We start from the raw sequence: 11,583 nt of genomic DNA on the forward strand, positions 1-11,583 counted from the left end.
CCCGGGCACGGAGGCCCCACGCGCATGCAGCCATCCCCTTGGACACCCACCGCCAACGGCACGCCGACACCGGTCCTGCTGGTGGAGGATGATCGTCGCCTGGCCGAACTGATCAGCGACTACCTGCACGAGCATGGCTTTGCCGTGCAGCACATCGCACGCGGCGACCTCGCCGGCGCGGCCTGCCGCCAGCATGCGCCGGAACTGGTGGTGCTGGACCTGATGCTGCCCGGCCTCGGCGGCATCGACGTGTGCCGGCAGATCCGCAGCTTCTCCGACGTGCCGATCCTGATGCTGACCGCGTGCGAGGACGACATCGAGCAGGTACTGGGCCTGGAATCCGGCGCCGACGACTATGTGCACAAGCCGATCGAACCGCGCCTACTGCTGGCGCGCCTGCGCGCGCTGCTGCGCCGCCGCCACGGCAGCAGCAACACTGGCACGCCCTGCCGGCTGATGCATGGTGAACTGCTGATCGACCGCATGCAGCGCGAGGTGCATCTGCATGGCCAGCCGGTAGACATGGGCACCACCGAATTCGAGATCCTGTGGCTGCTGGCCAGCCAGCCGGGGCAGATCCTGTCGCGCGACCAGATCCTGCAGGCGGTGCGCGGCATCGGCTTCGACGGCCTGGACCGTAGTGTCGATGTCAGCATCGGCAAGCTGCGCCGCAAGCTGGGCGATGACGCGCGCGAACCGCGGCGGATCAAGACCGTGTGGGGCCGCGGCTACCAGTTCAACCCGTCGGCCTGGACCGCATGAAGCGGCTGTTCCTGTGGCTGTGGTTCGTCACTGGTGCCTGCTTCCTGGTGTCGGTGTTTTTCCTCAACCACATCCTGGACGGCATCTACACGCCTGTGCAGGATCGCGTGTTCGTCGAGCAGGTGCGCGGGCAGGTGTACGCCCTGCGCAGTGGCCTGGCCGGCCTGGACGCCGGTCAGCAGCGTGAGCGCCTGCAGCAGTGGCAGCCACACTACGGCATCGCGCTGACCCTGCTCGACAGTCCGCCCGCGCTCGCCCCCCAGGAACAGGCAGCCGTGAAGGCCGATGGCTTCATCGTGCGCGATCAATACCAGCAGGTCCTGCTGCCCATCGAAGGCATCGGAGGCCGCTGGCTGCACCTGCGCCTGCCTGGCGCGGTGCAGATGACGACGTACATGACAATCGCGGCATACCTCAGCATCCTGCTGCTGGTCGGCGCCAGCCTGTACGCCTGGGTGCGCCTGCTCTGGCGCGATCTTGAAGCGCTGCGCCTGCACGCCGACCGCATCGGTGCCGGTGATCTGCAAGCGCGCGCACAGGTCTCGCCGCGCTCGCAGATCCGGGTCATCGTCGAACATTCCAACCGCATGGCCGCGCGCGTAGCCGAACTGGTGCAGCGCCAACGCGACCTGACCCATGCGATCTCGCACGAACTGCGCACGCCGATCGCGCGCGTGGCCTTCGGCCTGGACCTGATGCAGGACAGCGATGACCGCGAGCGCCGCGAACGGCTGGCACAGGGCCTGCACGGCGACCTGGCCGAACTCAACCGGCTGGTCAGCGAACTACTGGCCTATGAGCGCCTGGAACATCCCAGCGAAGGCGAACCGCTACAGCGCATCGAAGCCAACGACTGGCTGCAGGCCTGCCTGGCCGATGTGCGTCGTGATGCCGAACGTGCCGGCGTGGTCCTGCGCGTGCAGCCCAGTGCATTGCCACGGGTGGATGCCGAGCCGCGCCTGCTGCAGCTGGCACTGAGCAATCTGGTGGGCAATGCGCTGCGCCACACGCATTCGCAGGTGGAAGTCTCGCTGGTCGGTGTCGGCGGCCGCGCCTGCCTGCGTGTGGATGACGACGGCCCCGGCATCGCCGAAGCCGATCGCGAGAAGGTGATGCGTCCATTCACCCGCCTGGACGACAGCCGCAGCCGCGACACCGGCGGCTTCGGACTAGGCCTGGCCATTGTCAGCCGCATCGCCGCCCGCCACGGTGGCGAGCTGCGCATCAGCCGCGCCACGCTGGGCGGCGCGCGCCTGGAAATGCACTGGCCGCTGGCTGCCAGCTGAACGCCCACGGGCGCCATTACAGTTGATTACAACTCCCGCACAACTGCGGACGGATCGGTCGCCGGCGTATCGCCACGCTGGCAACCCTGCAACACACGCCGGATGCGCGTGCTGCTTTCCTCCCATTGTCGAGAGTTTCCATGTCCCAGCTTCGCCGTTCCCCCGCCCTGCTCTGCCTGGCCCTGTCGCCGCTGTTCGCGGCCCCGATCGCCCACGCCAAGGATGACCACTGGACCTTCGAGCTCGCCGCTGGCGGTGGCGTGACGCCTCGCTACAGCGGCAGCGAGGAGTATCGTGCAACGCCTTCGCTGTCCTTCGATGTCACCTCGCCGGGGGGCTGGTTTCTGGGCACCAGTGGCATCGGCTGGGGCACGTCCATCGGCGAGCACACGCGCGTGCGTGCCTACGTCGGCGCCAGCGGCATCCGCAAGGAAAAGGACTCCCTGCTTGGCGGTTCGGACTTCCTGCGCGGCATGGGCGATATCGATACCCGTCCCCTGGTCGGCGTCTCGGCTGGTTATACGCTGGGCGAAGCCGTGCTGAGCGGTTCCTGGCAGTTCACCCGCAAGGATGAGGACAAGGCCGAGAACGGCCTGGCCACCCAGCAGGTGCACTTGAACCTGACCATGCCGCTGTTCGACCTGGCCGGTGGCGTGGTCAGCGGCAGTGTTTCCACCGACTACGGCAACCGGGGTTACATGCAGACCTGGTACGGCGTCAGTCCAGAACAGGCGGCGCGCACCGGCTTTGCCCAGCACAAGCCGAAGGCCGGCCTGGTCAGCGCCGGTCTCGGCCTGAAGTGGAGCCACCGCGTGGGCCGCAACGGCAACTGGTACATCTCGGCCGAAGGCACGCGCCTGCTTGGCGATGCCGCCGACAGCCCGATCGTGCAGAAGGCGAACCAGTTCGGCTTGATGAGCGGTTATACCCACCGCTTCTGAGTGAGCGCCGGGCATGGCCCGGCGTACTTCGCAGGAAACGGGGCGCTGCGATCAGGCAGCGCCCCGCATGATTCACGCCCTGGCGAACACCAGGTGACCGCCGTCGTTGCCGACTTCGATGGTGTCGCCGTTGACGAAGGCACCGGAGAGGATCTTCTGCGCCAGCGGATTTTCCAGCTGTGCCTGGATCGCACGCTTCAACGGACGCGCGCCATACACCGGATCGAAGCCAACGTTGCCGAGCAGGTCGAACGCTGCGTCGGACACCATCAGCTTCAAGCCACGCTCGGCCAGGCGCTTCTCCAGCCCACGCATCTGGATACGCGCGATCTGCTTGATCTGCTGCTTGTCCAGCGGGTGGAACACCACGATGTCGTCCAGGCGGTTGATGAATTCCGGGCGGAAGTGTGCCTGCACCACGCCCATCACCGCCGCCTTCATCTGCGTGTAGGCCTCCGGGCTGTCGTCGGTGCTCATGTCCTGGATCTGGTGCGAGCCCAGGTTCGAAGTCATCACGATGACGGTGTTGCGGAAGTCCACGGTGCGGCCCTGGCCATCGGTCAGGCGGCCATCGTCCAGCACCTGCAGCAGGATGTTGAACACATCCGGATGTGCCTTCTCCACTTCGTCGAGCAGGATCAGCGAATACGGGCGGCGACGCACGGCTTCGGTCAGATAGCCGCCTTCCTCGTAGCCGACGTAGCCCGGAGGTGCACCGATCAGGCGTGCGACGCTGTGCTTCTCCATGAACTCGCTCATGTCGATGCGGATCATCGCGTCGGCGCTGTCGAACAGGAACTCGGCCAGCGACTTGCACAGCTCGGTCTTGCCGACACCGGTTGGGCCAAGGAACAGGAACGAGCCGGCCGGACGATTCGGATCAGACAGGCCCGCACGCGAACGGCGCACGGCATCGGAGACGACCTTGATTGCTTCCTCCTGGCCGACCACGCGGTTGTGCAGCACCTCTTCCATGCGCAGCAGCTTGTCGCGCTCGCCTTCAAGCATCTTGTTGACCGGGATGCCGGTCCAGCGCGAAACGACCTCGGCGATCTCCTCATCGGTCACGCGGTCCTGTACCAGCTTGAAGTCCTTGTGCTCGGCTTCCTGCGCGGCGGCCAGCTGCTTTTCCAGTTGCGGCAACAGGCCGTACTGGATTTCGCTCATCTTGGCGAAATCCTGGCGGCGCTGCGCAGCTTCCAGCTCCAGCTTGGCCTGCTCGACCTGTTCCTTGATCTTGGTGGCGCCCTGCAGCGCAGCCTTCTCCGACTTCCAGATTTCATTGAGGTCGGAGAACTCGCGCTCCAGCCCGTCGATATCGTTCTCCAGGTCGGCCAGGCGCTGCCGCGAGGCTTCGTCCTTTTCCTTCTTCAGCATCTCGCGCTGGATCTTCAGCTGGATCACCCGGCGTTCCAGGCGGTCCAGTTCCTCCGGCTTGGAGTCGATCTCCATGCGCAGGCGCGAGGCCGCCTCGTCCATCAGGTCGATGGCCTTGTCCGGCAGCTGGCGGTCAGTGATGTAGCGGTTGGACAGCGTGGCGGCAGCCACGATGGCCGGGTCGGTGATTTCCACGCCGTGGTGCACGGCGTACTTTTCCTTCAGCCCGCGCAGGATCGCGATGGTGTCCTCCACCGTGGGTTCGCCGACGAACACCTTCTGGAAGCGGCGCTCCAGCGCAGCGTCCTTCTCGATGTACTTGCGGTATTCGTCCAGCGTGGTCGCACCGATGCAGTGCAGCTCGCCGCGTGCCAGCGCCGGCTTCAGCATGTTGCCGGCATCCATCGCGCCATCAGCCTTGCCGGCGCCGACCATGGTGTGCAGCTCGTCGATGAACAGGATGATCTGGCCTTCGTTCTTGGCCAGGTCGTTGAGCACGCCCTTCAGGCGCTCCTCGAATTCACCGCGGAACTTGGCGCCGGCGATCAGCGCGCCCATGTCCAGCGACAGCACACGCTTGCCGCGCAGGCCTTCGGGCACTTCGTCATTGATGATGCGCTGGGCCAGGCCTTCGACGATCGCGGTCTTGCCCACGCCGGGTTCGCCGATCAGCACAGGATTGTTCTTGGTCCGGCGCTGCAGCACCTGGATGGTGCGACGGATCTCCTCGTCACGGCCGATCACCGGGTCGAGCTTGCCGCTCTCGGCACGCGCGGTCAGGTCGATGGTGTACTTCTCCAGCGCCTGCCGCTGTTCCTCGGCATTTTCCGACTGCACGTTCTCGCCGCCGCGCAGCTTGTCGATGGCCGCCTGCAGGCGGGTCTTGTCGGCACCGGCGGCGCGCAGCGCCATGCCCAGCGTGCCGTTGTCTTCCAGCGCGGCCAGCACGAACCACTCGCTGGCAATGAAGGCATCCCCATTCTGCTGGGCCAGCTTGTCAGTGTGATTGAGCAGGCGGCCGAGGTCATTACCCATCGAAACGTTGCCGGCCTGGCCGGACACCTTGGGCAGCGCATCCAGCGCCTCGGTCAGGCGCTCGCGCAGCACCGGCACGTTCACCCCGGCCTGGGCCAGCAACGGGCGCGTGCTGCCGCCCTGCTGGTCCAGCAGCGCGCTGAACAGGTGAACCGGTTCAATGATGCTGTTGTCACGGCCCACGGCCAGCGACTGTGCGTCTGCCAGCGCCTGCTGGAAACGCGAGGTGAGCTTGTCCATCCGCATTGCGAATCCTCATCGGTCATCAGGGCCGGCCCGCGCCGGCGATGCTGGAAAGATGCGGTTGCCCCACCCCGTTTCAAGGGTGACTGCGACTGCACCCCGAGGCCAGTCAGCCTGTGGCCAGCATGCCGGAGTGGGTGTGGTCGGCGCGTTGATCCGGATCAGTTCCGCGCGGTGGACGGGTTCAGCGGGTGATCGCGGTGCGGATCGCCCGCAGCTGCTGCTTGACCGCCCGTGCCTGCGCTGGATCCATGCGCAGCAGCGCCTTCTGGCCGATCGATCGCGACTGCAGGGTGGGATCGACGAAGCGGTAACGGCCGCGCTCATCGCGCTGCACCAGCGGCGCCTGGGCCAGTTCCGGGGTCTCCAGCAGGTGATCGATCACCGCGACCAGGCGGTCGTTGAAATATCCGTCGGGTCGGCCCAGGTCCACATAGGCCTGCTGGATCAGCGGATAGAAGCGCTTGTAGGCGGCAGCCGTCGCCGCCGGGTCCAGCGCGGTGAATGCCTGCACATAGGGCGCATAGCGTGCCCCGTTGCTGGCAGCGATCCGCTCGCCGCCCTCAGCGGGCTCGACCTGCAGACTGCCCGGCAGCGGCCGTGCGGCCAGCGCAGTGGGCGGCACGCTGGGCTTGTCCAGGTTGTCGACCAGGGTGACCAGGCGCTGGATCAGGTGATCGCGCAGCAACAGGGTCAGCGGGCCCTCGCCCTGGAACAGCTGGCTCAGTGCGCCCCAGGCAGCGGCATCGCTGTCAGCCAGCTTCGGCAGCGCCGGATCGGCTGCGACCTCGGTATCCAGCGGATGCTTGATCGGCGGTGGCGCTGGCGCGGGTTCTGCGGCCGCCTGTGGTTGTGGCGGTGCACTGGTACTGGAGGGGGTTGATTGCACCGGCACCGAGACACCGTCTGCCAGGCTCTTCAGCTGATCGAGGAACAACCAACCGCCCGCGCCACCGATCACCACCACACCCAACACCCAGGGCCATACCGCCTTTCCACTCTGCATGATGCAGCACCTCGTTTCACACGCATGGAGAGGGTGTGACCCCACCGATTCCAGCGGGTTCCCCACCTGTTCCGCTGCCGTTCGGGTTCGGGCCTGCAGCAGAGCCGCGCTCACGCCTGCTTTGCACGCCACGCGCGACGCTGCGGGTCTTGTCCTGTGGAGGCACTGCCATGCAGTACGCGCTGTATTACTGGACCGGCATCCAGGGCCGTGGCGAGTTCGTGCGCCTGGCGCTGGAAGATGCCGGCGCCGATTACATCGACATGGCGCGGGTGCACGGCGATGCAGTGATGCAGCCGTTCCTCGACGGTGGCAGCGAAGGTGCGCAGCCCTTCGCACCGCCGTTCCTGAAGGCCGGGCGACAGGTCATCGCGCAGGTCGCGGCCATCCTGGATTTTCTCGGCCCGACGTTGGACCTGGTGCCGCAAGCGGCCTCGCGGCGGATGCAGGCACTGCAGTTGCAGCTGACCATCGCCGACCTGGTGGCAGAGGTACATGACACCCACCATCCGATCGCCGCATCGAAGTACTACGAAGAGCAGAAGATCGAAGCTAAGGCCCGGGCCACGTCGCTGCGCGGCGAACGGTTGCCGAAGTTCCTTGGTTACTTCGAACAGGTGCTGGCCGCCAACGGAGGCCGACATGCATTGCGCGAGCATTCCTATGTGGATCTGTCGCTGTTCCAGCTGCTGAGCGGGCTGGACTACATGTTCCCGCGCCGCATGCAGGCACTGGCGCCGACCCTGCCCCTGCTGCGTGCGCTGCAGGAGCGGGTGGCGAAGCGGCCGAACATCGCCGCCTACCTGGGCTCGGAACGGCGGCTGGCGTTCAACACGAATGGCATTTTCCGCCATTACCCGGAGCTGGACGCCGAACGGTAGCGCCGGGCCATGCCCGGCGTCCCCCGGTCAATGATCGGTGCCTTCACCCAGCGGCTTCACCGGCTGCTTCTGCAACGACAGCAACCCCAGCAGTACCGCCAGTGCCACATACGCGCCTGCGAACTGCCAGCTGATGATGCGCGCCAGGCCTTCCAGATCCCACGGCAGGTAGATGCCACCGCGCGGGTCCACCGAGTGGATCAGGCCGAACAGGGTCAGCACCGCCGCCACCAGCAGGAAACCGCAGGCGCGGCGCAGGCGGCCATCGACCATCGCCGCCACCGCCGAGATCCACAGCATCGAGGTGATGATGAAGCCATTGCCAAGGGTGAAGATCACCGCCAGCTCGGGCAGGCCGTGGCCGTCGAGCTTAGTCAGCAGCTGTGGCAGCTGGTCCGGGGCGATCCAGCCGGGTGCCTTGATCGCCAGCAGGTAGGCCACCGACGGCAGGAAACCGAACACCATCGCACCGGTGTGGTGACGTGGCGTCGCCTGGAAGGCCTGCGTGGTGATGTCGATGGCCACGTACACGATGATCGGTGCCAGCACCGCCAGTGGCAGCCACTGCACCAGCCCGGAAATGATGCCGAGCATGCCGCCTATGCCGACGAACAGGCCGGTCAGCAGCGTATAGCCGCTGCGTGCGCCCATGTGCTTGTAGGCCGGCTGGCCGATGTACGGCGTGGTCTGCGCAACGCCGCCGCAGACACCGGCCACCAGCGTCGCCACCGCTTCCACCAGCAGGATGTCACGGGTGCGATAGTCATCGCCGGCCGCACGTGCGCTCTCGGAGACGTTGATGCCACCGACCACCATCAGCAGGCCGAACGGCAGCAGCAACGGCAGGTAGGTCATCGCCGTGGGCAGGCCTTCAAGGAAGCCCAGCGTCGGCAGCGGCAGCACCACCTGCGGTGGCACCCATTCCGGCACATGGAAGCCCGGTGCACCCAGTCCGGCCACGCCCAGGCCGTAATACAGCACGGTGCCGAACACGAAGGCCAGCAGCACGCCGGGGCCACGCACCGGCAGCTTGCCCTTGGCGATCAGCACATACAGCAGCAGGCCCAGCGTGGTGAAGCCGACCAGCGGCGAGCGCAGCGTTTCCAGCAGTGGCAGCAGGCCCATCAGCACCAGCGCGATGCCGGCAATGGAACCCAGCAGCGCCGCACGTGGCAGCGCGCGGGTGACCGCTTCGCCAAAGAACGACAGCACGAACTTGAGCACGCCCATGATGACCAGCGCGGCCATGCCCAGCTGCCAGGTGGCGATGCCCGCCGCGTGCGGGTCCATGCCCTGCTGCTTGAAGGCGAGGAAGGCCGGGCCGAGCACCAGCAGCGCCATGCCGATGCTGGTCGGCGCATCCAGGCCCAGCGGCATGGCGGTGACATCGTCGCGGCCGGTACGTGCGGCCAGCCGGCGCGCCATCAGGGTGTACAGCAGGTTGCCGACCAGCACGCCGAAGGCGGTGCCGGGGAACATGCGGCCGAACACCACGTCGGCGGGGAACTGGAAGATCCCGACCAGGGCCATGGCGATGAAGCCGAGGATGGAGAGGTTGTCGACGACCAGGCCGAAGAAGCCGTTGAAGTCGCCGGAGACGAACCAGCGACGCGGTGCGGCGGAAGCGGGAGCGGACATGGAAAGGGCGGTGGGGGTGGGGACCGCCGATGGTAGGCCCAGCGGGGCCCGGGCGCCAATTCCGCGGTGGAATGATGGGTTCCAGCCAACGGCGGGGCCCCTCGTGGCTGGGCGCGGGTAGAGTCGACTGTTAGTCGAATGGCATTGCGAGTTGGGCCGGTCGGGATGGGCTGCGCAGGACACGCCGTAAACCCGTCCCTGGGGGCTCGATGGCGCCATCCATGGCGCCAACGGTCCTGCGCAGCCCATCCCGACCGGCCTCCCACAGTTTCCTGCGCGTGCCAGCCACGGAAGAGAATCAAAAGATCAAAGGCAAAGGCAGGCTCTCGTTGTAGCGCCGAGCCCATGCCCGGCTGCTGTACGCGAAACCTCCGAGCCGAGCATGGCTCGGCTCTACAGAAGACATTCCGATCATTCTTTCGTTCATCCACGCATGGCGTGGATCTACCGTGTCGACCAAGGTCGACACCCACCAGTGCAATATCCCGTTCCGGCAGATTGCAGGAAGCTGTCGAAGGCGGGGTGGGTCCGGTTGCGGGGGTGTCCGCGGCATGGATGCCGCGGCCAAGCCCCCAGGGACGGGTTTACGGCGTCCCCCGCAACCGGACCCACCCCGCCATCACTCAGGAAACCCGCTTCTGCTCTGGCTCTGGCTCGTAGCGGGTGCAGGGCGCAGCCCTGCATCGACCACCCCCTACTTCTTCAGGAAGTTGTCCACCAGCAGATGCTTCACGTCGTCGAAGCGGCCGTTCAACACCGCCTTGGCCGCATACAGCGCCGTTCCGGCCACCTGCTTGGCCTCGATCTGCGGCGGCATCACCAGCTCGGCGCGGCTGGTATGCACGTCCAGCAACGCCGGGCCACGCTGCGACAGGAAGTCCTGCACCGCTTCCTCCAGATCCTCGCTGCGGGTCACGGTGCGTCCGTGGAAACCAATCACTTCGGCAAGGCGGCCGAAATCCGGGTTCTTCAGATCGGTGTAGTTGTCCAGAAGCCCTTCCACCTTCTGCTCCAGCTCGACGAAGTTCAGCGAGCTGTTGTTGTACACCACCACCTTGATCGGCAGGTTTTCCTGCACTGCCGTCAGCAGGTCGCCCAGCAGCATTGCCAGGCCTCCGTCGCCGGACAGCGATATCACCTGGCGGCCTGGGAACGCCTTCTGCAGGCCCAGCGCCTGCGGCATCGCGTTGGCCATCGTGCCGTGCAGCAGGCTGGTCAGCGTGCGGCGGCGGCCATTCACCCGGATATGCCGCAGCACCCAGACCATCGGCGAGCCGCCGTCGGCGGTGAACAGCGCGTCATCCGTTGCATACTTCGACAGCAATGCGGTCAGATGCTGCGGGTGGATCAGCTCGCCTTCACCCGGCTGTTCTTCCTGTTCGCGCTTCTTCAGCGCCTTGTCGCGACGCTCGATGCATTCGTCCAGGAAACTGCTGTCCTCGCGCGGCGGCAGCATCGGCAGCAGCGCATCCAGCGTCGGCGCGATATCGCCCACCACACCCAGGTTCACCGGGTGGCGGCGGCCGAGGTGGCTGCCATCGCGGTCGACCTGGATGATCGTGGCCTTGTCGGGGTAGAACTGGCCCCAGGCGAAATCGGCGCCGAGCAGCAGCAGCGTGTCGCATTCCATCAGCGTGTGGAAGCCGGACTCGATGCCGAAGATACCGGTCATGCCCATGTTGTACGGGTTATCCGGCTCAACGAAATCCTTGGCGCGCGAGGTGTGCGCGACCGGCGCCTGCAGGCGCCGGGCCAGCTCCAGCAGCTGCGCGTGTGCGCCCTGGCAACCGGCACCCGCGTAGACACCAATGCGCTTGCCCTGCCCCAGCAGCTCGGCGATGCGCTGCAGTTCGGCGTCGGAAGGGCGCAGCACCGGCTGCGTGTAGTGCACCGAGAACGGCACATCGTGCTTCACCTCGGCCTGGCTGATGTCGGCCGGGAGGATCACCACCGCCACGCCACGGCGGCTGATCGCGGCCTGGCAGGCCAGGGTGACCACGCGTCGCGCTTGTTCGGCGCTGTGCACCTGCTCGCAGAACACCGAACAACTGGCGTAGACCGCCTTGAAGTCCACTTCCTGCGGGAATTCCATGCCCAGCTCGCTGGTCACCACCTGGCTGGCGATCAGCACCATCGGCGCGCGGTTGCGGTTGCTCTCGAACACGCCGTTGATGAAATGCAGGCTGCCGGGGCCGCAGGAGCCGGCGCAGGCGGTAAGTTCGCCGCTGACCAGCGAATCGGCGCCGGCGGCAAAGGCTGCTACTTCCTCATGCCGCACGTGCACCCAGGCAATGTCACTACCATGCATCGCATCGGTCACATGGTTGAGCGTATCGCCCACGATGCCGTAGCAACGGCGGACACCGGCCTGCTGCAGGGCGTCCACCACGATTTCGGCCACGCGCTTGCTCATC

Annotated in this window: 8 protein-coding genes; 4 read left to right on the forward strand and 4 right to left on the reverse strand. The window is 66.5% G+C overall.

The genetic code is table 11. From position 1 onward, the window contains the following. Positions 1-24: 24 nt before the first annotated feature. From AC5P6E_RS00270 to AC5P6E_RS00280, 3 genes are all read left to right on the forward strand, one after another. The gene (locus tag AC5P6E_RS00270; protein ID WP_019338708.1) at positions 25-762 is read left to right on the forward strand and encodes a winged helix-turn-helix domain-containing protein; all 738 of its coding nucleotides are present in this window, start codon (positions 25-27) and stop codon (positions 760-762) included. Further along, on the forward strand, positions 759-2,048 hold the full coding sequence (locus AC5P6E_RS00275) for an ATP-binding protein (protein ID WP_019338709.1): 1,290 nt from the start codon (positions 759-761) through the stop codon (positions 2,046-2,048). Before AC5P6E_RS00270 ends, AC5P6E_RS00275 begins: the two co-directional genes overlap by 4 nt. Positions 2,049-2,188: 140 nt before the next feature. Continuing rightward, the gene (locus AC5P6E_RS00280) at positions 2,189-2,989 is read left to right on the forward strand and encodes a MipA/OmpV family protein (RefSeq protein ID WP_019338710.1); all 801 of its coding nucleotides are present in this window, start codon (positions 2,189-2,191) and stop codon (positions 2,987-2,989) included. A gap of 72 nt (positions 2,990-3,061) precedes the next feature. On the opposite strand, the gene clpB is transcribed toward AC5P6E_RS00280, so the two are convergent. Together clpB and AC5P6E_RS00290 are read right to left on the reverse strand one after the other, a co-directional pair. Then, entirely contained in the window at positions 3,062-5,647 is a 2,586-nt protein-coding gene (gene clpB, locus AC5P6E_RS00285; protein ID WP_010481560.1) for an ATP-dependent chaperone ClpB, read from the reverse strand. Between the two features lie 181 nt (positions 5,648-5,828). After that, entirely contained in the window at positions 5,829-6,650 is an 822-nt protein-coding gene (locus tag AC5P6E_RS00290) for a DUF3014 domain-containing protein (protein ID WP_019338711.1), read from the reverse strand. A gap of 170 nt (positions 6,651-6,820) precedes the next feature. Between AC5P6E_RS00290 and AC5P6E_RS00295 the strand changes: the two genes are divergently transcribed. Then, positions 6,821-7,531, forward strand: coding sequence for a glutathione S-transferase (locus AC5P6E_RS00295; RefSeq protein WP_019338712.1), 711 nt, complete (start codon positions 6,821-6,823; stop codon positions 7,529-7,531). A 27-nt stretch (positions 7,532-7,558) separates the two neighbouring features. Here the strand turns inward: AC5P6E_RS00295 and AC5P6E_RS00300 are convergent, their stop codons facing one another. After that, entirely contained in the window at positions 7,559-9,169 is a 1,611-nt protein-coding gene (locus AC5P6E_RS00300) for a SulP family inorganic anion transporter (protein WP_010481556.1), read from the reverse strand. Between the two features lie 694 nt (positions 9,170-9,863). Then, entirely contained in the window at positions 9,864-11,582 is a 1,719-nt protein-coding gene (locus AC5P6E_RS00305) for a thiamine pyrophosphate-dependent enzyme (protein WP_019338714.1), read from the reverse strand. Position 11,583: the final 1 nt, after the last annotated feature.

The organism is Stenotrophomonas sp. YJH_SMC_16 (assembly GCF_059367875.1).